Source organism: [Flexibacter] sp. ATCC 35208 (genome assembly GCF_001975825.1).
In the GTDB taxonomy this organism is placed as follows: domain Bacteria; phylum Bacteroidota; class Bacteroidia; order Chitinophagales; family Chitinophagaceae; genus Chitinophaga.
In genome coordinates this window covers 1-22,440 of record NZ_MTKN01000068.1, presented here as the reverse complement: position 1 = coordinate 22,440, position 22,440 = coordinate 1, and the positions used below count along the sequence as shown (strand labels likewise).

Annotated in this window: 25 protein-coding genes; 14 read left to right on the top strand and 11 right to left on the bottom strand. The window is 42.0% G+C overall.

Annotated features, from left to right (window positions below):
• Window positions 1–63 precede the first annotated feature (63 nt).
• The gene (locus BW716_RS29320) at window positions 64–954 is read left to right on the top strand and encodes a LysR substrate-binding domain-containing protein (RefSeq protein ID WP_083729630.1); all 891 of its coding nucleotides are present in this window, start codon (window positions 64–66) and stop codon (window positions 952–954) included.
• 6 nt (window positions 955–960) lie between these two features.
• Here the strand turns inward: BW716_RS29320 and BW716_RS29315 are convergent, their stop codons facing one another.
• A complete protein-coding gene (locus BW716_RS29315; protein ID WP_083729629.1) occupies window positions 961–1,500 on the bottom strand; it encodes a hypothetical protein in 540 nt (179 codons plus the stop codon).
• 681 nt (window positions 1,501–2,181) lie between these two features.
• Between BW716_RS29315 and BW716_RS29310 the strand changes: the two genes are divergently transcribed.
• Window positions 2,182–3,030 carry a universal stress protein gene (locus BW716_RS29310; protein WP_083729628.1) on the top strand — a complete coding sequence of 283 codons (849 nt, stop codon included), beginning with the start codon at window positions 2,182–2,184 and terminating at the stop codon, window positions 3,028–3,030.
• Between the two features lie 266 nt (window positions 3,031–3,296).
• Window positions 3,297–4,157 carry a bestrophin family protein gene (locus BW716_RS29305; protein ID WP_083729627.1) on the top strand — a complete coding sequence of 287 codons (861 nt, stop codon included), beginning with the start codon at window positions 3,297–3,299 and terminating at the stop codon, window positions 4,155–4,157.
• A gap of 119 nt (window positions 4,158–4,276) precedes the next feature.
• Here the strand turns inward: BW716_RS29305 and BW716_RS29300 are convergent, their stop codons facing one another.
• Window positions 4,277–5,326: a PLP-dependent cysteine synthase family protein gene (locus BW716_RS29300; RefSeq protein WP_083729626.1), complete on the bottom strand. Its 1,050-nt coding sequence runs from the start codon at window positions 5,324–5,326 to the stop codon at window positions 4,277–4,279.
• A 157-nt stretch (window positions 5,327–5,483) separates the two neighbouring features.
• On the opposite strand from BW716_RS29300, the gene BW716_RS29295 reads away from it, so the two are divergent.
• The gene (locus BW716_RS29295; protein ID WP_083729650.1) at window positions 5,484–5,948 is read left to right on the top strand and encodes an Lrp/AsnC family transcriptional regulator; all 465 of its coding nucleotides are present in this window, start codon (window positions 5,484–5,486) and stop codon (window positions 5,946–5,948) included.
• Between the two features lie 140 nt (window positions 5,949–6,088).
• Here BW716_RS29295 and BW716_RS29290 read toward each other — a convergent pair whose 3' ends face one another.
• Window positions 6,089–6,709, bottom strand: a complete 621-nt coding sequence (locus tag BW716_RS29290) for an NAD(P)H-dependent oxidoreductase (protein WP_083729625.1) — start codon at window positions 6,707–6,709, stop codon at window positions 6,089–6,091.
• A gap of 567 nt (window positions 6,710–7,276) precedes the next feature.
• Here BW716_RS29290 and BW716_RS29285 point away from each other — a divergent pair.
• A complete protein-coding gene (locus BW716_RS29285) occupies window positions 7,277–7,957 on the top strand; it encodes a hypothetical protein (RefSeq protein ID WP_083729624.1) in 681 nt (226 codons plus the stop codon).
• A gap of 44 nt (window positions 7,958–8,001) precedes the next feature.
• Here BW716_RS29285 and BW716_RS29280 read toward each other — a convergent pair whose 3' ends face one another.
• From BW716_RS29280 to BW716_RS29270, 4 genes are all read right to left on the bottom strand, one after another.
• Window positions 8,002–9,210, bottom strand: coding sequence for an IS256 family transposase (locus BW716_RS29280; protein ID WP_083729623.1), 1,209 nt, complete (start codon window positions 9,208–9,210; stop codon window positions 8,002–8,004).
• 249 nt (window positions 9,211–9,459) lie between these two features.
• Window positions 9,460–9,783, bottom strand: a complete 324-nt coding sequence (locus BW716_RS29275) for a hypothetical protein (RefSeq protein ID WP_083729622.1) — start codon at window positions 9,781–9,783, stop codon at window positions 9,460–9,462.
• Between the two features lie 28 nt (window positions 9,784–9,811).
• Window positions 9,812–10,015, bottom strand: coding sequence for a hypothetical protein (locus tag BW716_RS36435; protein ID WP_143709102.1), 204 nt, complete (start codon window positions 10,013–10,015; stop codon window positions 9,812–9,814).
• Between the two features lie 74 nt (window positions 10,016–10,089).
• The gene (locus BW716_RS29270; RefSeq protein WP_083729621.1) at window positions 10,090–10,605 is read right to left on the bottom strand and encodes a hypothetical protein; all 516 of its coding nucleotides are present in this window, start codon (window positions 10,603–10,605) and stop codon (window positions 10,090–10,092) included.
• Window positions 10,606–10,668: 63 nt separating this feature from the next.
• On the opposite strand from BW716_RS29270, the gene BW716_RS29265 reads away from it, so the two are divergent.
• The 4 genes from BW716_RS29265 to BW716_RS29250 all read left to right on the top strand — a co-directional run bounded on the left by BW716_RS29265 (window position 10,669) and on the right by BW716_RS29250 (window position 14,152).
• Entirely contained in the window at window positions 10,669–11,139 is a 471-nt protein-coding gene (locus tag BW716_RS29265) for a GNAT family N-acetyltransferase (protein ID WP_083729620.1), read from the top strand.
• A 4-nt stretch (window positions 11,140–11,143) separates the two neighbouring features.
• Window positions 11,144–12,124, top strand: coding sequence for an AraC family transcriptional regulator (locus tag BW716_RS29260; RefSeq protein ID WP_083729619.1), 981 nt, complete (start codon window positions 11,144–11,146; stop codon window positions 12,122–12,124).
• Between the two features lie 79 nt (window positions 12,125–12,203).
• A complete protein-coding gene (locus BW716_RS29255; RefSeq protein ID WP_083729618.1) occupies window positions 12,204–13,268 on the top strand; it encodes an alkene reductase in 1,065 nt (354 codons plus the stop codon).
• Complete coding sequence (locus tag BW716_RS29250) at window positions 13,265–14,152, top strand: NADP-dependent oxidoreductase (RefSeq protein WP_083729617.1); 888 nt, start codon at window positions 13,265–13,267, stop codon at window positions 14,150–14,152. Before BW716_RS29255 ends, BW716_RS29250 begins: the two co-directional genes overlap by 4 nt.
• A gap of 212 nt (window positions 14,153–14,364) precedes the next feature.
• Here the strand turns inward: BW716_RS29250 and fabV are convergent, their stop codons facing one another.
• On the bottom strand, window positions 14,365–15,546 hold the full coding sequence (fabV, locus tag BW716_RS29245) for an enoyl-ACP reductase FabV (RefSeq protein ID WP_083729616.1): 1,182 nt from the start codon (window positions 15,544–15,546) through the stop codon (window positions 14,365–14,367).
• Window positions 15,547–16,351: 805 nt separating this feature from the next.
• Here fabV and BW716_RS29235 point away from each other — a divergent pair.
• The 4 genes from BW716_RS29235 to BW716_RS37120 are packed head-to-tail and all read left to right on the top strand — an operon-like array spanning window position 16,352 to window position 17,363.
• On the top strand, window positions 16,352–16,804 hold the full coding sequence (locus tag BW716_RS29235) for a PIN domain-containing protein (RefSeq protein WP_083729614.1): 453 nt from the start codon (window positions 16,352–16,354) through the stop codon (window positions 16,802–16,804).
• 3 nt (window positions 16,805–16,807) lie between these two features.
• Window positions 16,808–16,969 carry a hypothetical protein gene (locus BW716_RS37130; RefSeq protein WP_179091323.1) on the top strand — a complete coding sequence of 54 codons (162 nt, stop codon included), beginning with the start codon at window positions 16,808–16,810 and terminating at the stop codon, window positions 16,967–16,969.
• A gap of 35 nt (window positions 16,970–17,004) precedes the next feature.
• The gene (locus BW716_RS37125; RefSeq protein WP_179091324.1) at window positions 17,005–17,166 is read left to right on the top strand and encodes a hypothetical protein; all 162 of its coding nucleotides are present in this window, start codon (window positions 17,005–17,007) and stop codon (window positions 17,164–17,166) included.
• Between the two features lie 35 nt (window positions 17,167–17,201).
• The gene (locus BW716_RS37120; protein WP_179091323.1) at window positions 17,202–17,363 is read left to right on the top strand and encodes a hypothetical protein; all 162 of its coding nucleotides are present in this window, start codon (window positions 17,202–17,204) and stop codon (window positions 17,361–17,363) included.
• Window positions 17,364–17,618: 255 nt separating this feature from the next.
• On the opposite strand, the gene BW716_RS29230 is transcribed toward BW716_RS37120, so the two are convergent.
• From BW716_RS29230 to BW716_RS29220, 3 genes are all read right to left on the bottom strand, one after another.
• Window positions 17,619–19,553, bottom strand: coding sequence for a TonB-dependent siderophore receptor (locus tag BW716_RS29230; RefSeq protein ID WP_083729613.1), 1,935 nt, complete (start codon window positions 19,551–19,553; stop codon window positions 17,619–17,621).
• Between the two features lie 132 nt (window positions 19,554–19,685).
• Window positions 19,686–20,501, bottom strand: coding sequence for a hypothetical protein (locus tag BW716_RS29225; RefSeq protein ID WP_083729612.1), 816 nt, complete (start codon window positions 20,499–20,501; stop codon window positions 19,686–19,688).
• Between the two features lie 192 nt (window positions 20,502–20,693).
• Window positions 20,694–21,017: a hypothetical protein gene (locus BW716_RS29220; RefSeq protein WP_143709101.1), complete on the bottom strand. Its 324-nt coding sequence runs from the start codon at window positions 21,015–21,017 to the stop codon at window positions 20,694–20,696.
• 198 nt (window positions 21,018–21,215) lie between these two features.
• Here BW716_RS29220 and BW716_RS29215 point away from each other — a divergent pair, with 198 nt between their 5' ends.
• Window positions 21,216–22,178: an aldo/keto reductase gene (locus tag BW716_RS29215; protein WP_083729610.1), complete on the top strand. Its 963-nt coding sequence runs from the start codon at window positions 21,216–21,218 to the stop codon at window positions 22,176–22,178.
• Window positions 22,179–22,440: the final 262 nt, after the last annotated feature.

Here is a 22,440-nt window from a genome sequence, read left to right as displayed (position 1 = left end):
TGCGTAGAATAAATGATCCCGATAAACTCATTTTTTCTATTTTGTAAATCGTAACTTTCGATTATGGAACTGAGGCAATTAAAATACTTTATCCGGGCAGCCGAATTACAAAACTTTACAGATGCGGCCAATGAACTGTACATTACACAAAGTACCCTTTCGCAGCAGATCAAGCAGCTGGAAAATACGCTGGGAGTTTTGTTATTCGACAGACTGGGAAAACGGATACGGTTAACCGAAGCAGGAAATCTCTTTTTGCCTCATGCTTATAAGACCGTGCTGCAGGCAACGGAAGGACAGCAGGTTTTGAATGACCTGATAGACCTGAAAACCGGGGTACTGAATATTGGCAGCACTTATGGATTGTCTGCATTGCTGGTAAAAGCATTGCCCATTTTCAGGAGCATGTACCCTCAGGTTGTAGTGAATATCATATTCGGATCCACTAACGAGTTGTTACAGAAACTGGACAAAGGTACAGTGGATTGTATGTTGTCATTTATGGAAACCAATGATGACGGGCAACTGGAAATACATCGATTATTTACAGCACATCTATCATTGATTACGCATGAAAGCCATCCAATGGCTGATTATAAAAAAATCAAACTGACTGAGATCAAGGGACTGACACTGGCTTTGCCATCAGCAGGTTTCAGTATTCGTCAATTATTAGACAAGATAGTGGCAGAAGCAGGGGTTCAATTGAATATAGATATGGAAGTGAATGATATCAATACACTCCTGCAGTTGGCCGACACTAAAAACTGGTGTACGGTTTTAATGAATAGCTCATTATTTGGGTTTCCTTCATTAAGGGCGATACCAATCAGTCATGCTGATTTTAAAAGGCATGCGACTATTTTGTTTTCTGCGAAGTATTACAGAAAACATGCATTGACGGCTTTTAATAAGATCCTGAAAGATTGTGCGAAGGAATTCAATCCAAAATAAGAGCTTTTATTCCAGTTTCACCTCCCTGACGGTCTCATTCCCGGGCAAATCGACCGCTACAACGATCACCTTACCGCCCACCGGCAAACTGGCTGCTTTATAATACCACTCTACGCTATTCCTGCCTAAAACCGCCTTCCCTCTTTCCAGAATGTCACCCGCAGGATCAACTACCCGTACATCCACTTCTGCTACCCTAAATTCGTCTTTTGCCGTCACGACCACAGTTGATTCTTCAAACCGGATATTCTGCACCTCAGGAGACTTATAAGCATCCTTTACGGCCATGTTATAAGCATTCTGTCCTGGGCCTGCCAGCGACTTATAATACGCCTTTATTTCCGGGTCCTGGATGATCACCCGCGCATACGCCGCAGCTACCTGCATTTTATACCTGGCTTCCAGCTGTTTCTTTGTAGGCTTTTTCTTTGACGGGCCGCGTTTTTTCGCCATAATAATCTGCCCGTTACGTTCGTAAATCGTGATTTGATCGCCGAGCGTACCCCGAACTACCTGAAGAAGTATGTTGTCTTTAACAAGCGCCATAACAAACAATTTTTGAGGTTCCAGCATTAATATTACAACTTAGGTCGGAACTATAGTGTAACTCCGTTACCAATTGAGTATTAATACGCCATTAAAAGTACACCTCAATATCGATTTGATATAGAAATGTACTTTTAATGTACTTATGGTAACGGGATGGTATTAAAGCATCACCGATATCACATCGGGGAAAGTCTTCTCTGTCCATTCCCGGTACAGCAACTGTCAGTTTAAACTGATTTTTCTCTTCTGTAATATTTACAGCCGTAACAGTAGCAATAATGTATTAAAATCAAAGAAATCTTTCCAGGGTTCAAAATTTTCATTGAAGCCGGCAGGCAGGACAAGAGCTGCCCTGGATAATTCCTTAGACATACTTACCTCCCTGTTTAAAATAATATTGGGGATTGTAATGGGTTGGTCAACGATATGAATCGTACACCTTGTTTAATAGTGAAAACGATGATCAATGATATGGTAAATAATGATTTCCATCACTTTACATCACCTTTGAAAATGATAGTTATCATTGATTCCAATAGCATTATTGTGCTAACTTCAGGTAAATCATAAAATGAATTCCATGTTTAATTAATAAAGTGCTTTTATCATAAACGATGAAAGAAAGGTAGTAACCGTAATTGCTATCTTTCTTATCAATGCCTTTAAAACTTTCATGCCATGAAAAAAATACTTGCCGTCATCGATGCTGTCAACTATACAGCAAAACAACTGGACGTTATCGCCACAGTGACTTCTTTACACGAACATACCCTGACACTGCTGCTACTGGAAGACACCAAAAGTGCCGGCCAGCTGTTATCGGCCAGTAGTATTGAAGGATTTTCAGGTAAATATTATGAAACAATGAAGAAGAGTGAGATTGAAAGAAAAGAGATCATTGAAGACAATTACCTTACCCTGAAACAGGATTGTAAAGCAAGGGAACTATCCTGTACTATCAAAAAAATAAAAGGTATTGCAGAAGAGGAAGTTGTGACAGAAAGCCGTTTTGCAGATCTGCTTATTATCGGGAAAGCGCTTTCGTTCCCGTTCCTGTTTGATACAAATCCAACAGGTTTTGTTAAAAACATGCTTCTCCATGCGCAATGCCCGGTAATGGTGTTGCCGGAGGTGCCCAATGCCGCTAATGGCGTTGCTTTTTGTTATAATGGGACTTACTCTTCCATGTATGCGATCAAGGCATTTGCGGCGCTGTTTCCTGAGTTGGTAAACAGGCATTGTGAGATTGTATATGTCTGTGAAAAAGGAGAGAAAACCATACCGCTAAAAACGCAATTGCAGGAGTACCTGAAAGCGTATGATGCGCATGTGACTTACAAAATTCTGACAGGTCAGGCAGATATAGCGATACAGGCATATCTGGATACAAAAACGGAGCTGATCAGTACATTTGGAGCATATGGTCGCAGCAGGGTGTCAAGGTTTTTTAACAGCAGCAGTGCTGATAATATTATACGTAATTTAAAAGGACCGGTATTTATTACTCATCCTACAGGTCATTTATGAGGTTGGGGGGAAGTTATTTCCCCCTTTTTTTTAAATTTTGTAATAAGCGTTAAGGAATTCAGGTAGTCGTTATCAAAGTGTAGAATTGCCGTTATAATCCAGGACAATTTCGGAGATATTTTCTTTGAGGCCGGAAAATTGGAAGGATATAATTTTTCATATATACCCCCTTTTAGGCATAGAGATCAATCATTTAATAATAATAGTAAAATTTAGAGATAATTTTTCCAGCTAAACAATTTCCCACTCTGATTGTTTCAACCTTCATGCTACTGAACAAACGGATCTCCATCTCGTACTTCCTCGACCTCATCAAATGGGATATTCTCGCCATCGCCCTCTACGCGATCTTCGCCGGCTCTCTGGACCATTATGGTATCCTTCAACGCATTTCCATTCCTCTTGCAGTATCCTCTCTTGTCGCCACCATCGTTTCCCTCCTGCTCGCTTTCAGAACCTCCCAATCTTATGAACGCTGGTGGGAAGCAAGACTCATCTGGGGTGCCATCGTCAATGACAGCCGGACCCTTATCCGGCAGGTAAAAACATTTCTTCCCGAAGAGGTAAATGAATTTGCACACCGCCAGATAATCTGGTGCTATGCACTCTCAGAATCATTAAGAGGATTACCCTTTTCTGAAAAGGTAAAGGCGTATCTTTCTGCATACAATACCGATAGCCGTAACTGGCCAAACTTTTTGCTCAATAAACACGCGGAAGTGCTGGCTGCTGCACAGCAACTGAACCCTAACAGGCAGGTACAAATAGATGCCACGATTGCCAGGTTGTGCGATGCCATGGGTAAATGCGAACGCATTAAAAAAACTGTTTTCCCAAAATCTTATAGTCTGTTGATTCACTTTCTGATCTATGTACTAATGACAATTCTGCCATTTGGACTGGAAGACAGGACGCAATGGATGGAAATCATTATTGTATTTGTAGTGCCGGTGTTGTTTATTGCGATTGAGAGAACGGCTATTATCATGCAGGATCCTTTTGAAAATAAGCCTACAGATACGCCTATGACGGCGATTAGTCAGACGATTGAAATGAATTTGCTGGAGATGATTGGCGAAGAGGTGCCCGTACAGGAGGTGCAGGAAGAGAGTTATTACCTGATGTAAAAACCTCAGTGATGGTCGATTTGTCTGTCAATACTGCTACCCCTTCAAAATACAAAACCGGCCTGTTACTTAGAAAAGTGCAGACCGTTATGCTAATTAATGATTGGTTCGGTATATGTTTAATGAATTATTGATCCGCTCAGTCGGGGAATGGTACGGAACCCCGTAAAACTAACTACCTCAGCAACATAATATGGCTGCGAAGGCTGAGGTTTCACCAGATCCGTACTCAGGTATTTCTTATTACTATCGCATAACAGTGTCACTACGACAGCATCCTCTCCCATCTGCTCTTTCAGACGAATCGCCCCGATCACATTTGCCCCGGAAGAAATACCCACTGCCAGTCCCAGTTCCGCCGCCAGCTTTTGTGCCACAATGATCGCATCTCCATCATTGGCCTGTACAACCTCGTCCAACTCATCCAACCGTACAATAGCAGGAATAAACTCATCCGAGATGCCCTGAATACGATGACTCCCCACTTTATGCCCTGTACTTAAAGTAGGCGATTCCGCTGGCTCTAAAGGATGCACCCTGATACCCGGATTCTTACTTTTCAGGTATCTGCCCACTCCCATTACAGTGCCCCCGGTACCTACGCCCGCCACGAATGCATCGGGCTGTAATCCGGCATGCATCAACTGTTCCCATATTTCAGGACCGGTACTCAATGCATGTGCAGCTGTATTATATTCATTCTCAAACTGACGGGGAAGGAAATATTGATCACTGCTCTCCTGTAATTCTTCTGACAGCTTAATACTTCCCAGAAAACCACCTTCCTCTTTACTGACCAGCCGCACTGTCGCCCCGAAACTTTTGATAATGTCCTGCCGTTCTTTGCTGAGCCAATCCGGCATCATAATGATCACCTTATGCCCCAGTGCACGGCCAATAGCAGAAAATGAAATACCTGTATTGCCACTGGTTGCCTCTACAATGGTATCATCTGGTTTGATCAACCCCTGCATATAGGCCTGTTTCATAATATAAAGGGCCATACGGTCCTTGATACTACCTGTCAGATTATAGTGTTCACACTTTACGAATATATAGCCAGAACGGCCTTTATACAGATATTCCAGTTTTAGCATAGGCGTGTTACCAACCAGGTTCCACAGCTCGCTAAATCGTTGATCAACCATTGACACTTCAGACACCATCATGGTGAATAATTTTTAGCAAAGCTCTGAAATAACTATAACCATGTCAATCGGTAGGCAATTATTCCATAAATTTTCTGGTTTTATCCAAAAAAATTGTATTATTTTCCGGTTATTCTTACTTCCACCACCTTCTGGTCCGGATTTTATTAAATTTAATATGGACAAAAGCCAGTTAGACGATATCGATATTCAGATTTTGAGATTACTGCAGCAGAATGCAGAACTGACAAACAAGGAAATTGCTTCTCAGTTACATAAATCAGTGGCTACGATTCATGAACGGATCCGGCAGCTGAAAGAAAGCGGTTATATTACGAAAATAGTAGCGCTGCTGGACAGGAAGAAAATAAACAGGAAGCTGATTGCTTTCAGTCATGTATTATTACATGACCATGCAGCTGCTACGTTGAGCACTTTTGAGAAGGAGGTGGCGAAATTCCCTGAAGTGATGGAATGTTTTCAGATGACTGGGACTTTTGACTTTATTCTGCGGGTGGCAACGAGTGATATGGATGCGTATCATACTTTTTACAGGAATCTGGCAGCTTTGCCTAATATCAGTACGGTGCAGAGCTTTTTTGTATTGTCGGAGACGAAGAGTGAAACTGCATATCCGTTGTAGGGGGACTTCATATTCCCTTCCGGGAGGGGTTATCCCGTTTTATGGAGGAGCAATTACTTTTTTCTGAAGTAAATACGATTTTGAAGGGAGTAATCACCTTTTCCCTGAAGTAATTACCCTTTTGCAGGAACTCATTCCCTTCATTTAAAAAACCTCGGCGTACCCATATCCAACACCCCTTCCGCTGGCCATGGACCATCAGGAATATGCAATTCTCTATGTGGCCAGGCCTTCCAGCTATTACGTGGCATACCGGCAGCAGCCACCAGGTTGTGTAGCACGACTGATAGATCGTCTATTCTCCATACATCTTCATTTGGATCATCTTCCATACCGGAAGTCGCAGCGATTGCTTCCTGCCCTATACGGGACAATACGACAGTAGAACAGGGAGGGGTCCAGCATCCAAGGCCTCCAAATACGGCTTGTAATCTTGCAGCTACTTCTATCCCTCCAACTGAATCCATGGTGACAGCACAGGCCATTGGCTTGCCAAAAAAGGCAGGGGTATTTTCAAAAGCAGTCGTTACTTCTATAAAACGCTGTAGCGGTGAGCTCCAGTTGTTCCAGTAAACGCCGGAGATAACGAGAAAGCCGTCGCAGCTTTCCAATAGGTTATATACTTCGCGGATGGTGGGGAGTTTATCCGATAGTGTTAGTGTGACTGATTGTTGACCCAGCATATTTTCTGCATGCTTCGCGATGGCTGCGGAGTTGCCGTTTTGGCCACGGAGAGAGCCGTTTATGATCAATATTTTCATTTGCTTTTTTGGGGCGAATGTACACAAAAGGAATGTAAGGTATTGGGAGATCCTGGTGCGTTATACCATTGTTTTGAGAGGGGATCCCGAAGTGAATGGTATTGGATTTGTTCTTACAACCTTTGGAACGAATGATCGACTTTAGGCTTTGGCGATATTAATTTGGCAAACGGCCTCATAGAGATATGAGGCCGTTTGCCATGGTTCATGTCAATATGTTACTTTAATTAAATCCATTTAATCAAATTATAGTTTTTTTACATATTATAGTCGAAACTATGCACGGAAGCGGGTTTTGCATACATTTGCATCATCCCAAAAGAAAAGCCCAAACAGTAGAAACCGAACGGGCTTTTGAAGGCTTCCCCGTTTTAGGACCAGGCAAATTAGAGTTTTCGGGCTTCAATACGATGTTATGGGTAAATCGCCAGCTTTGGGGATAGCGTGGTCCAAGTAAAAGAAAATACGAATGCTAACAGTTAATTGCTTGTCAAAGACAGCAATCTATAATCTATGTCCTGACTAACTGATGAAAGAATTTCATTATTTTTGGAGCAAAATTCAACAATGGCGAAAGGTATAAAAATCGGAAGTGTGAAAGGAGATGTTGTAGTAAGCACCGATCAATCGGGGGGCGTTACGGCACATACCTCTAATTCTGCACCTCCAGTTCCCCCAAAGACATTCTGGACTTGGTTTGTTGTTATAGTTACCGTTTTAGCTTCCATTGTAACAATTCTTGCCTATTTCAATATCTATCCATTTTCTAAAACACAAGGCAAACAACCACTTCCAGATACCGTTACGAAAGTCACACCAAAAATAGAGCAAGAAAAGCCTAATATAAGCAAACAACCAAAAACAATGAATGAAAGTCATAAAAAAGAAACCCCGATTAATATCGGTACCGTAACGGGAGACGTTACAATTTCACAAAATCAAACGGGGGGAATTACTGCTCATACTGTATATGTTAATAAACCTTTACCCAGAGAACTTAATGATGATGATCAAAGGGTACTAAAATCTCTAAATAAAGAATATCTAATTTCTGTTACCGTAATTATGGGTAATGAGAGCCAAAAATATGGAACCCAAATCATTGATTTCCTCCAATCTAACGGTTATAAAACATCGCTTAATTATGTAGGCGTACAAAGCCCGGAACCTGAGCCAGCAAGGTATCATATACATACAGATGATGATTCTAAAACAATTGAAATCATGATTCCCAAAGAAGGAATATAATAAACAAGACTATAAAATATATTGTGTAACGATAAGGCAACTGTTTAGAGCCGACATCTGTTTTCAAAGATCGTTAAAAATTGATGGAGTATGAATCCCCAGTTATGGAGTGTCATACACCATTTCTTTTCAATGTTCATTATAGCCAGGTATACCGCCTTTTGAGCAGCAGTATCGTCAGTAAACTGAACTTTGGTCTTCGTGTACTTCCCGATCCCCCTGTTAAGGTTTTCAATAGTGTTGGTGGTATACATGATCTTGCGGATCTCCAATGTGAAGTCAAAATAACTGGTGAGATTATCCCAGTTGTTCTCCCAGGACTGAATGGCGTGGCGATATTTAGCGCCCCATTTACTCGCAAATGTGACTAGGGCTTGTTCCGCGGTGTCCCTGTTAGTAGCACCATATACCTCTTTAAGGTCGGCACAAAACTCCTTTCTGTCTTTCCAGACTACAAACTTACAGCTATTGCGGATCTGGTGAACAATGCATAACTGAGTAACCGTTTGAGGGAATACGCCCTTAATAGCATCGGTAAAGCCCTTGAGGTTATCAGTACAGGCGATTAGTATATCTTCTACTCCACGGGCCTCTAAATCAGTTAAAACACTCATCCAGAAGGATGCGGACTCCGTTTCTGCCATCCACATACCCAGTACTTCCTTTAAGCCATCCTTTTTGAGGCCAATCACGAGGTAAATACATTTGTTGATGTATTTACCGTTCTGCTTTACTTTGAGAATAATTCCATCCATCCAGACCGTAAAATAAACCGGGTCCAGGGGACGGCTCTGCCAGCTCTTAACGTGTTCGGTAATACGACGGGTAACATTGGAAATAGTACCCTCGCTCACCTCTACACCGTATACTTCTTTGACATGCTCACTAATGTCGGAAGTGGTCATACTCCGACCATACATACCAATAATGGCTTCCTCCAGCTTATCACTCATACGCTGTCCTTTGGGAATCAGTGCAGGCTCAAAGTCACTATTGCGGTCTGGGGGAACATTAAGGACCAGGTCACCGAGAGATTCGGTTTTTACTTTCTTTTTGTAGGAGCCATTACGACTATTACCGGAGTTGCGACCTTCAGGGCTATGCTTCTCGTAACCAAGGTGGTCATCCAATTCTGCTTTTAACATTTCCTCTATCCCTTGCTTGAAAAGGCCATTAAAGAAGGTGTGGAACTCTTCTTTACTCTTGAACTGTTTAAAGAAGTCCTTGGGGAATTGTGATTGTTGATTGTCCAAAGTACTGTATTCAAAGTTAAAAATTATCCGGGGCAAATCCAGCCGCCGTACCCAGCAGGTGTCGTTTCGTTCGGCTCCGCTACGCTCCGCCTCACTTCATTCCACCTGCTGGGTGGTATTAATTCGTATACAGTTGCGTATTATTCTATTTACAAAAAGGATTAAATCCTACCCTATTCTTGCTAAACAGCCACCAGACAATAAAAAAACTTAAGAAATTATTATTTATTCGAATTTGACAAAATCAAGTTAATTCAGTTTTCTAATTTCGTGCATCATGTTGCTATCCAAAGCACATTCGGTAATAGATAGGATATAGTCTCTGTCCCTCATGTATTTGGCTTTGATAAGGAAATGCCCTGAGTCATTTATCTTATACTCTACATTATAATGTTTTAATACGTCTGGAAAGTTTTTGATCATTTCATCAGTATATCCAACAATTATAGGTTCTCCAGTAGGCTTGGTCAGTACTGGTTTCAGCAGGACATATGAATTATTGTAAAACCAATAAGCAATAAATAATATTAGTATGATAAGAATGCCAATAACAGGGCCTATACGTTTTTTCATGCTTTTTTTATTAGATGAATAAGGATCTTTAAATTAACAATCTACCTTCCAACATCCTATGGGTGAAATGAAAATTATTATAATATAAAGATAGTGGAAGAATTGTTATTATTCCTGAAATGGTTGTATGCCAAAGTGCACGAAGCTTAAAATCACGGGCACCACCATTTTCTCTTAAATTTAATCCATCCTCGTCGGAAATATCTCCAAAACCTGGGATCCATGCACTCATTCCTTCATTCCAGTTATAATTGTCATGCCATCTTTGTTTAACACAAGCCGGGGAGCAGCCAATATGTTACGACCTCACAACCCATGTCCCTTATTAAACCTTTGCACAGCCAGCACATACGCTTCATTCGCTTTATATACATTTTGATAATACTTCTGCTTATCCTTATATATTTCCAGCAATTCATGCTGCAGCGAATCTTTATCCTGCTTAGTAGCAGTAGACAGCTTCTTCTGCCAGGTTATTTCTTTCTTTGGATAAAGATATAATTCCTTCAATGCCATATGATACTGAACAGCTGCCTGTTTCAGATGATCACCACCGGAAAACTGATCCGTATTTACCATTTGTAGTTCCTGAATAGTCTTATCAAAAACTACCTGCTGACTATCTGTAATCGCCAATGCGTGATCGAAATCCTCCGCTATCAGGTATTCCAGTTTACGGGATTCAAGACCATTCTTACTGATCAGCATGTCAGATATATCATGTTCCTTTTGAGTGATCGTGTCCCGAAATGAGATAGCACCGTTCTTATTGCAGGAGAACAAGGGTAATAAAAATATGATATAGATGATTAGGTTTTTCATGGTGATACTTATAATAACAAAGACGCTGCCAAAAATTGCAATATCTTCGTATAAATCCGTGCTATGGTAATCACCTTACAAAAAACAGTAATTACCGATTTAGAACATTTCTTTCTCTTTCAGTTGGATCAGGAAGCTAACTACTTAGCCGCGTTTACTTCAAAAGATCCGACAGATAAAACCGCCTACCTGCAGAAATACGGGAAATGCGTGAATGACCCGACAATCAATATGTATACCATCATCGTAGATGGTGTCATTGCAGGCAGTATCGCACAGTTTGAAGTGGCAGGAAATGCGGAAATTACTTATTGGCTGGATAAAAAGTACTGGGCACAAGGAATAGCGACAAAAGCACTAACGCAGCTTTTAACCATTATAAATACCAGACCGATATACGGACGCACGGCATTTGACAATATTGGTTCACAGCGCGTATTGGAAAAATGTGGGTTTGTTAAAACCGGCACCGATAAAGGATTTGCAAATGCACGGCAGGCGGAAATTGAAGAGTTTATTTACAAATTGATATAGTCCTATGTTTTTTGAATTTGTACCCAACCCACAGTTCGACTTCCTTACTCACTTCGCTAAAAAGTTCAACGTTCCTTTAGAAGGCGACCGGTTGATCCTCCCTCCTGTTATGGGTACTGGTAGTATCAGAAGAATTTCCTTATCCACCGGACTCAAACTCATCGTTCACAGATATAAACTCAACCAGGATATTATTCTGAGCAGAGTAGCCAGCGACGAGCCGAACGACCTGGTTAGCATTATATTTCATAGTAATGAAGCCACTGCCAGTGTGAATACGGACGGTACTCCGAATCCGCTTTCACGAAGCAGTGCTTATGCTATACAAATTGCTTCGACAGACCTGCATTCTCAAATCCGTTTTCCTGCTAATACAGATATTCACTTTATCGTTGTAGGGATTATGAAAGATGCTTTGAAGGAATTGCTCGGTATTAATAACCCAAACAATGTGGTGGAAACGATAGTGAATGCTGCCCCTGGCTTTTTGTATTATGAAAGCATGACTGTTGAAATTAATAAGCTCGTCAGACAGGTGACGGAAGCCAGGGAAGATAATGAACTGGGGAATTTTTATTACCGGTTGAAAGTACAGGAGCTACTATATCTTGTATTTGAGAAGCTGCAAAAGCGGGAGGTAGTTAACTATCACCTTGTTCACAAAGACGACGTAGAAAAGCTCCTATTGATCAGGACAGCTATTCTTGCGGACCTTTCCGTTCCACCCAGTCTACCGGAACTGGCAAAAATGGCAGGGTTTGGAGAAACAAAGATGAAAGACATCTTCAAACAGGTATTTGGAGATACGATATATAACTATTACCAGCAGGCGCGTATGGAAGAAGCCGCATTCCTACTCAAACATAGCGGGATGTCCGTTTCAGAAGCCGGCTACCAGCTTGGTTTTGCCAATCTTAGTCACTTTGGACGCATTTTTGAAAAGCACCATGGCTTAAAGCCTAAAAAATATGCGACCGGCGGATAGGACTATTTTTCTGTCAAAAGCAACTATTATAACCTTTCAGGAGGACGCAACTTTGTGTTATCAAAAACACGATAACAACATGAACAAATTGCTGATGCCTTATCATAAAGGCGCTTTACAATTGAAGAATCACCTGGTCATGGCTCCCATGACACGTAGCCGGGCTATCGATAATTTGCCCAACCAATTGATGGCGGATTATTATACACAAAGAAGCGGTGCCGGTTTGATCATTACCGAAGGAACGGCGCCCTCACCGGATGCACTGGGCTATTCAAGGATTCCGGGAATTTTTTCAAATGAACAAACGGAAGCCTGGAAGGCGATTACAACTGCCGTACATACAGCAGGTAGTAAAATATTTGTACAACTCATGCATACCGGTCGTATTGGTCACCCGGCCAATCTGCCTGCTGGCGCCCGTTTGGTAGGGCCTTCAACCATTAAAGCAGCGGGCGATATCTGGACGGATACTTTAGGGAAACAAACTTACCCTGAACCTGAAATGCTCACCAGCGATGCTATAGCAACAGTCATTGAAGAGTTTGTGCATGCCGCGCGCAATGCGATGGAAGCCGGTTTTGATGGGGTTGAACTACATGGAGCCAATGGATATCTGGTAGAACAGTTCCTGAATCCACATGTCAATAACCGCACGGACGAATGGGGAGGAAATATTACCAACAGAACCCGCCTCGCCATCCGGATTGTGCAGGAAATAGCTGCAGCTATTGGTGCGGACAAGGTTGGTGTGCGCTTCTCCCCCTACTCTACGCTGGGCGATCTGCCTGCTTATGATGAGCAGGAAGTACATGATACCTATGCACTGCTGGCAAAAGAGATGAACAATGCTAATATTGCTTATCTGCATATAGGCATGTCAGCTATTATTCCGCAAAAAACTTTTGATGCTATCAGGGGAGGTTTTAAAGGTACTATTATTCTTTGTAACGGTCTTACCCCTGAAACTGCGGAGCAGGCCTTGCATGCAGGCTTTGCCGACCTCGTCGCCTTTGGACGCGCCTTTCTGGCTAATCCTGATTTAGAAAAACGAATTGCTGCAAACGCACCTTTACATCAACCCGATTATAATACACTTTATACCCCCGGTCCTGTGGGTTACACGGATTATTTGAGCTTATGAAAAAGATAACATACAATCACTTTGGAGGAACAGAAGTACTCCAAATGACAGAGGTACCGATGCCTGAGGGAGAGATCATCGTGAAGGTAAAAGCGGTCTCTATCAACCCGCTTGACTGGAAAATATGGCAGGGTGAGATGAAACTAATGAGCGGAAGTAAGTTTCCAAAATCAGTAGGAATCGACTTTTCAGGGATAGTGGAACAGGGTAATGGCACCTATAAAAAAGGAGATGAAGTATTCGGCATCGCCAGTATATTTAAAGGAGGTGCATTGGCGCAATACGTAGCTGTAAAGGCGAAGGACATTGCACCTAAGCCATCAGGGCTCTCTTTTGAAGAAGCAGCGGCTCTTCCGGTAGCAGGTGGTGCCGCTTTGCAAATCTTTCATCAATTACTAAAATTACAGCCAGGTATGGAGGTGCTCATTAACGGCGCCGGAGGCGGTATTGGGCCATTAGCGATTCAATTAGCTAAGAAGGCAGGAGCCATCGTGACTTCGGTGGTGGGGCCTTCTGGTGTTGAGCTGGTAACCAGGTTGGGAAGTGATGTCGTTATTAACTACCAGCATCAAAATATAGGCGCCAAAACGTTTGACGCAGTCATCGATTTTTCCGGGAAGATCAATTACAAGGCAGCGAAAAAGATACTGAAGAAAAAAGGTGTTTATGTCAATACATCTCCCGGTCCAAAGGAAATGATCGGATCTCTTTTTTCAGGAGGACGGTATAAATTGTTGCTTTTGAAACCTAATCCAGCATTGTTGGCAGATAGTGGTTTACAGGTGCACATCAGCAAAACCTATGACTGGCATGATTACAAAAAGGCTTATGATGAAGTGAAAAAAGGAGGCATACCGGGGAAAGCGGTTTTGGTTGTCAGCTAAGCTTATACCTGGTACAGGATGCAATATCTGCCAATACGCCCCTCCCTCCTGGTATCACCCCACCCAGCTGTAATAAGATTTCCATAATGAACAAATTTCACTCATGGAGACCTATAAATAAAATAACCTGATTTATGGGAGGCTAAAAAATATTCATATACAAAAGGCTTGGTAACCATTGATTACCAAGCCTTCATTATTTTATAGTGCCCTTATTTGATCAATGCCATCTCATCTACCTCAGCGGTATAATCTACCCCAGGCACATTGAATCCAAACAGGTTCAGGAAGTCTTCTTTGTAACCAGCCAGGTCACCGATCTGGGAGATGGTCTCCGTAGATACTTCTTTCCACAGCTCAGCTACTTCGGCCTGTACATCAGGACGGAGTTCCCAGTCATCGATACGGATACGACCCTGATTGTCGAGGGCAACCGGGTTCCCTGCGTACAGGTGATCTTTGAACAGACGGGCCATTTGTTCGATGGTACCTTCGTGAATACCTTTTTCCTTCATGAGTTTATACAGGAGGGAAATATACAGTGGTACTACAGGAATTGCAGAACTGGACTGGGTCACCAGGGCTTTGTTTACAGATACAACTGCGCTACCATTGAGGGGTTTCAACAGTTCTGTAATTTTTACGGCTGTTGCTTCCAGGTGGTCCTTTGCTCTTCCGATGGTACCGTGACGGTACACCGGGTTAGTGAGTTCAGGGCCGATATAGGAGTAGGCAACGGTCTTAACATCAGGCGCCAACGCACCTGCAGCCTGCAAAGCTTCTAACCACATCTGCCAGTCTTCACCACCCATTACGGCGATGGTATTGGTAATATCGTCGCCAGTTGCAGGTTCAATAGACACGTTAGTTACAATACCGGTGTGGAAATCAACGGTTTTGTTCTGGTAACTCTGATTTATAGGTTTTAATACGGAACGATGTAATACTTCTGTTTCCGGATGCTTGCGCACGGGGGAAGCCAGGCTATAAATAATCAGGTCGACTGTTCCCAGATCTTTTTTAATCAAGTCAATGGTCTGTTGCTTAATTTCATTTGAGAAAGCATCACCATTGATACTTTGGGCATATATGCCAGCACGGTTGGCTTCCTCATGAAAAGCCACTGAATTATAATATCCGGCAGTTGCAGTTTTACCTTCCTGGGGTTCTTTTTCAAAGAAAACACCGATTGTGGAGGCCCCGCAGCCGAAAGCAGCAGTAATTCTGGACGAAAGCCCGAAACCGGTAGAGGCGCCTATTACCAGTACCTTTTTGGGGCCCTCGGGGAGTTTTTCAGATTTAACATAGCTTATTTGTCTCCTTACATTTTCAGCACAACCAGCAGGGTGGGCTGTCAGGCAAATAAAGCCACGCATTTTAGGTTCAATGATCATAAAATTTGATATCAGGTTCAGTTCCTGGTGCAAATGTAGGCTCTTCGGGGAGAAGTTACAAGGGGTGAGGGGGATTTGGAAGGGGAAAGGGGGGAATTTCTTCGGGGGATTGGAGGTGGGGGGTAGAATTTGGGGGGTATTATCGGGAGTTTTGTTTTATTGGGAAGACTGTTTTATTGATAGGTTGCTTTATTGGGAGCTTTGCTTTATTGTGAAGACTGCTTTACTGATAGGTTGCTTTATTGGGAGGACTGCTTTATTGTGAAGACTGCTTTACTGATAGGTTGCTTTATTGGGAGGACTGCTTTACTGATAGGTTGCTTTATTGGGAGGACTGCTTTATTGTGAAGACTGCTTTACTGATAGGTTGCTTTATTGGGAGGACTGCTTTATTGGGAAGACAGCTTTATTGGGAAGACAGCTTTATTGATAGGTTGCTTTATTGGGAGGACTGAATAATGCGCGTCACGCGGCAACGGCTATCTTATTTCAGGCTAAGGAATAATGATAATATTAGGATTAAAACTGTAGCGGCTGGTGGGGTGTGATTGGGTGATGTCGTGCTACTCTTTCACATTACGATACCAGGCCATGAAGCTATTGAAATATTTTTGTTTCAAACTTTTTGATAGGGAAATAATTTTTCCCGAACTTTTTTTAGTAAATTAATTATACGAAAATCATTTAGGAGAATTAAAATTACAACTTTGTAACTGTTACCCACATTTTTGTGACTACCATTATCGTCGGGGGTTTTCAGGCATTTTTTAAGTGTTAACCATATACCAAAAAACAATAAATTTGTATGCAGACTATCTACGTAGACACCTCTGTGTTTGGGGGGTGTTATGTGAAACAATTTTCGGAGTACAGTAATAAATTGCTGGAAGCATTTAGGAAGGGGGAAAAGAAAATGATGGTTTCCCAGGTTGTATTTGATGAACTATCAAAAGCAAGAGAAGAGGTAAGAGATACGCTATTTAAAGTTCCGCTTATTTTCAGAACCACAGCAGCAACGTCCCTTAAGGCGAGGATACTTGCCGTAAGGTATATAGCAGAAGGGGCTCTGAATTATAATAGCCATTTTGATGCTATACATATAGCTACGGCAACTTTACAGGGAGCAGATATTCTTGCCAGTTGGAATTTTAAGCACATGGTAAATTTGGGGAAAATCAAACATTATAACGCCATTAACAAAGACATGGGGTATAGACCTATTATTATAAGGACACCCCGTGAAATTTTAAATCCATAGTTTATGAGTAAAATAATTCCGGGCTATGACTGTGTAGCAGAAGTAAGAAGAATTCGGGAAGAAATTGCCGCCGAATGTGATTATGACTGGGATAAGATTTTTGCAAGGCTTGAAACAGCGCCTTTAAGATTTTTAAATAGTCTGTATATAAGCGATACAAAATGAAAATTAAATTGAATAAATAGATAAATCCATAGTTTATGAGTAAAATAATATCCGGCTACGATTGTGTAGCAGAAGTAAGAAGAATTCGGGAAGAAATTGCCGCCGAATGTGATTATGACTGGGATAAGATTTTTGCAAGGCTTGAAACAGCGCCTTTAAGATTTTTAAATAGTCTGTATATAAGCGATACAAAATGAAAATTAAATTGAATAAATAGATAAATCCATAGTTTATGAGTAAAATAATACCCGGCTACGATTGTGTAGCAGAAGTAAGAAGAATTCGGGAAGAAATTGCCGCCGAATGCGATTATGACTGGGATAAGATTTTTGCAAGGCTTGAAACGGCGCCTTTAAGATTTTTAAATAGTCTGTATATAAGCGATACAAAATGAATCTATCAAAATAGTGAGCACACTAATTGGTTTGCTCACTATTCCCTTTTATAGAAATCTATCTTACAATTTCTGTTGTAAAACACACTCCTCATTTCCTAAATAACCGGAATCCTCAACAAATTTCACCCCTCCCATTCTCATAAAACCACTATCCACCATACTTCTATGCCGCTCTGCAAACCATCAGACCACCAATCATCCATGCTGCCAATGCAGTATATTCAAAAGTACTTAGTAAAAGGCCATTAAGCTCTAAAAACTCCAAATTACATTTACAAAAATATTACGCCCCATTCGTGGAATACGATTCCAATCCGCGAAGGTGGTGTAATTTTTATCAAGTATATTCTCGGCGCCTGCTTTTAATAGCAGGGATTTAAATTTGTAAGAAGCGGACAGGTTAAAAATAGTATACCCGGGCAAAGCCTGTTCTCCGAATTCAGGATTGTATGTATCGAGCGCAGCAGCACCATTGGCAATGATACCTGCTGAGAAGGATCTGTGGTGGAAGGTGAGTCCGGAGCTATAGGTGAATGGCTGTATTAATGGGAGGTGCTCAATATGCTCACCTGCTCCCCTGCGATAACTTACTTTATTGGTCCAGGTAAGGTGTGCACCAAATTTATATTCCGCATCGAGGGCGCAATTGAAAATATTGGCATAGGTCAATTGTTCGTATACATTCACACCAGCAGCGCCAATGGTCATTGCACTTAAGCCTGAATCAGGCCTCCCTATAATATAATCCATCAGGTGAAAATAAGAGCCGGATACTTTTACAGAAAAGCGGGAGGTGCGGAATAACAAAGCGGTGTTCAAGCTAATAGATTTCTCATTCTTCATCCCGGGGTTACCGATGTAATCATACTGATCAAAACTATTGTATAAATAATATCCATAGCCTTCAGACACACTGGGCGCGCGTTCTCCATAGGTAGCCGCAATGGTGTATTGCCATTTCTTGTGATCGTAATTTAAACCAGTGGAAAGTCTTTTGAGAAGACGCGTACGGCTGCGATCCATGTTTGGATAAAAGATTGTCAGGCTTTCATAACCCTGTTGGTTATCGACTACATTGTTCTGAATACCCACTCCCCCATTCAATGTTGCATGCCATTTTGAAGAGAGCGTGTAATTATCTTCGCCTGAGATCTCTCCATAATAAGTAAGTACGCCGGGCCAGGTAAGCATGTACATATCTTTCTCGCCTGCTGTGTTGGAATACATGGTCATATCGGCCAGCGATTTATTGAAATGACCGTTTATGTTTGCTTTCCAGTGATGATTTTTTGTTATTCCCTGTAATGTGGAGTAGAAGCCTGCAGTCTTACTCCAACCGGGCATATCCATGCGGATAGCAACGACGGGACGTTTGCTATCATCCATGATATGGTTGATGGTGTTGTAGTATATTTTAGTTTGCCATCCATGACGAATATAAGCGACGGATGCAATGATCCCTCTGGCCAGACTTACATCCATGGTAAGTGCAGGATAACCTACGTTTACTGCACGGTCGTAGATAAGGGAAGCTTCCAGTTGAGCATGTTCGTTGAGCTTGTATCCTGCAATGGCGGATACATTGTATTTGGTATATTGAGCGTATAACACCTCTTCTCCGCCACCGGCTTTGTAATTGTCGGCATGACGGTAAGTGAAATCAACATTAGTGAATAACTTAGGTTGTGTGAAGGACTCCGCGCCTCCAATCACCCGCTGACTACCGTTGGTTTCAAAACCGGCAAATGCCATACCGGAAAGTTCTTTTTCCCCAAAGGTTCCCTTTTTTCTTACGAGGTCCATAGTCCCTGAAATGGCAGGGCCGCCGGCACTATGTACGTTTATTGCAGAGAGGTTGGTTGTTTCTACATAGGAAGTAACCGGGTCCATCTTGTCTGTACAGGCTGCGTAGATCCGCATGCCATCGATGGTGACTACGCTACGTTCGGAACTCATACCATTCAGGTAAGGTTCCCATGCGTATGCGCCACGTCTGACCATGTTAACGATGTCGGAGTTTTCAAGGTATTTATCTAAGGAGGAAAGTGGTTTATCTGTTTTATCGGATAAGGAACGTTTGTGAATAATCACGACTTCTTTGAGCAGATCGGTTTTTATGCTGTCGGTTTGTGAATACGCGGTGCTAGTGTATAATAATGCAACACAAAGTATAAATAATTTACGCATACAATCAGTTTGTATGATAAGAGGCTGTATCAACTATAACCTGACTTAATCCGGTTAGCTGATGGCAGGGAGAATTTCGTAAATGAAATTCCCCCTGCCATCAGGTCCATTTTGACAACCTCTTATGATGGTTTAGAATTCCAATTCAAAATAGATACTGCTGCCTTCGTTGGTATCGGTTACAGCTTCACCTTTTACGATCGTTTCGCTGGCGTCCTGCAGTTGTAAATTGATTTTCCAGTAGCCTGTCATCGTCAGACTAAGTTTGCCATAATACATCTTATCTGTTCCCTGGGTCAGGTTCACATTATTGGGAGAAGTGTGGTTGCCCATGCTGGTCATTCTTGGATCTATTTTAATGGTGTAGCCATCTACTATGACGAAACTGGTCATAGATTCCATTTTGTACAAAACCATAGAGATGTCATTGACAGCCACAGCGGGGGTAGTTGGATTGACCAATGCTAATATGTAGGTATTATTGTCACTACCGGTGAAGGTTTCTACTACGCGTTTGGAGGACTCAGAGACTGCGATGGTATCTGTGACGGTATAGGCAATATTATCGATGGTGTAATTTATTGTAAGTGTCCAGTATTCATCGTCAGTACCAGCCATTTGGAATACGAGATAGCCTTTGTTCTTGGAGATGGCAGAAGCCGGACAGGAATGGGTCATGCCCATCATGTGCATGGTAGGTGTCCATGATATGGTTGCATTGTTTACAACGGTGCCTGCTGTGGTTTTTACCTGAACATAAATAGCATTGTAACCGGTTTGGAATTTTCCACTTGCAGTATACAGTGCTATCTTGTGGGTATTATTCGTTAACGTAGTTGCAAGTGTTAAGCCATCGAGGTCGTTTGAAACGACAGGGTCGTCTTTTTTAGTACAGGATACAAAGGTGGAAAATGCGAATACTATGAATGCAGATTTAAGTAAGTTCATGATTGTCGTTTTTGATAGTATACATAGATAGGCCCTTATCTACGGTCTTTTTTGCAAAAGCCCGCACATTCATGCAGAATGCACAAGGCACTCAGTTTTTGGAAAAGAAATTCATAGTGAAGAATTCATGACGATGAAGTTCCTGTCAATGAATTTCATTGCAGGAAAATACGGTCGTGAAAGTAAAATAGCTTATGCTTGCGGGGGTTTCTTACGCGGATCGCTAAAGAGACAGGAATATATAGGATGTGTAAAGACAGGATAAGCCTTTACTGTGGGTTCAACAACTTCCTGTCTTACAAAGTCAACACCGGATGGGATCGGGCAGGCTAATGCCTCTGATTGCAGTTCTTTTAATAAGCGTTCTGTTTCATTTTCTCTCTGTTCTTTCTGCATCTTTGCAAGCTGACATTTACCATTACAATGTAACTCCGGCTTATTTTTATTTTCGCAAAAAGCTTCGACAAATAGCTTTGTATCATAGTCATACACCGCATATAATATCGAGTTCTTCATACTTCCCAGGAAGACGATAATAAACAGGAGAGGACTTAATATGACGGCCGCTTTTCTCAAATGGAGGATGATAGTTGCTGCAAAATTATCAAATTATATGCGGGGGAAGAATGCGTGAATTGTATTATTTTACTGATTGTGGTCAGATCCGGTTATAACAATTCATACCTGACCCTTGTTATTAATTAAACAATCTTCATGAAAACAATACCATTGGGTAACAACGGCCCACTTGTTTCTAAAATCGGCTTAGGCTGTATGCGTATGTCATCTGTATGGGGCGGCCCCACCAATGACGAACAGGAAAGTGTAGCTACCATCCAACAGGCACTGGACAGTGGTATTAATTTCCTGAACACCGGTGACTTTTACGGTGCAGGCCACAATGAACTGTTGGTGGGCAAAGCGATCAAAGGCAGAAGAGACGATGCCTTTATCAGTGTGAAGTTCGGCGCTATCTTTGACAACGGCCATATGCTAGGGCTGGACTTACGCCCTATCGCCATCCGGAATTTCATCAATTATTCCCTGGTGCGGTTAGGTATAGATACCATTGATCTGTACCAGCCATGCAGACTTGACAATAGTGTACCTATGGAAGACGTGATTGGTACAGTGGCCGAACTGATCAAAGAAGGAAAGGTGCGTTATCTTGGTGTGTCAGAAATTACCACTGCACAATTACGCAAAGCGCATAGTATACATCCTGTCACTGCACTTGAAATCGGATATTCACTGGCAGACCGTCAGATAGAAAGTAACCTGTTGCCCGCAGCAAAAGAATTAGGTATCGGCGTGGTTGCTTTTGCAAACACAGCAGAAGGGCTGCTGACCGGAGATATGAAGGCCCCATTGCCAGCAGGTAGTTATCAGACTCACTTTCCACGCTTTCAGGGAGAAAACCTGGTAAAAAACCTAAACAAGGTAGAAGCCTTAAAAAAACTAGCAAAAGAAAAAGGGTACACGCCTACACAACTGGCAATAGCCTGGGTGAATGCTCAGGGTGATCATATCATGCCACTGGTGAGTATGAGCAGAAGATCCCGTCTGCCGGAAAACCTTGCTGCTATGGAAATCGTATTTACGCCGGAGGAAATGGAGACACTGAATAGCACTTTTGCACCGGGCGCAATATTGGGTGGTACGTATTTACAGCGCTAATACTCCGGACTTTTGTAGCCCATCAGTGAAAATAACATTCCGGTACATCGCTTAACGTAGGGGCTGACCAAAAAGGTCGGCCCTTCTCTTTGTAGATAAAGGGCCGATTAGTAATTTTAGATACGACTCAAAAATTACCATGGCCAAAGCTAAGACTAAACAAGTATTCAAACAATACGCTCCACAGCAAAATTTGTTATTGCCGCCTAATCTGGATGAACTCATTGACAAACAACATCTTGTACGTATTGTAAATGAAGTA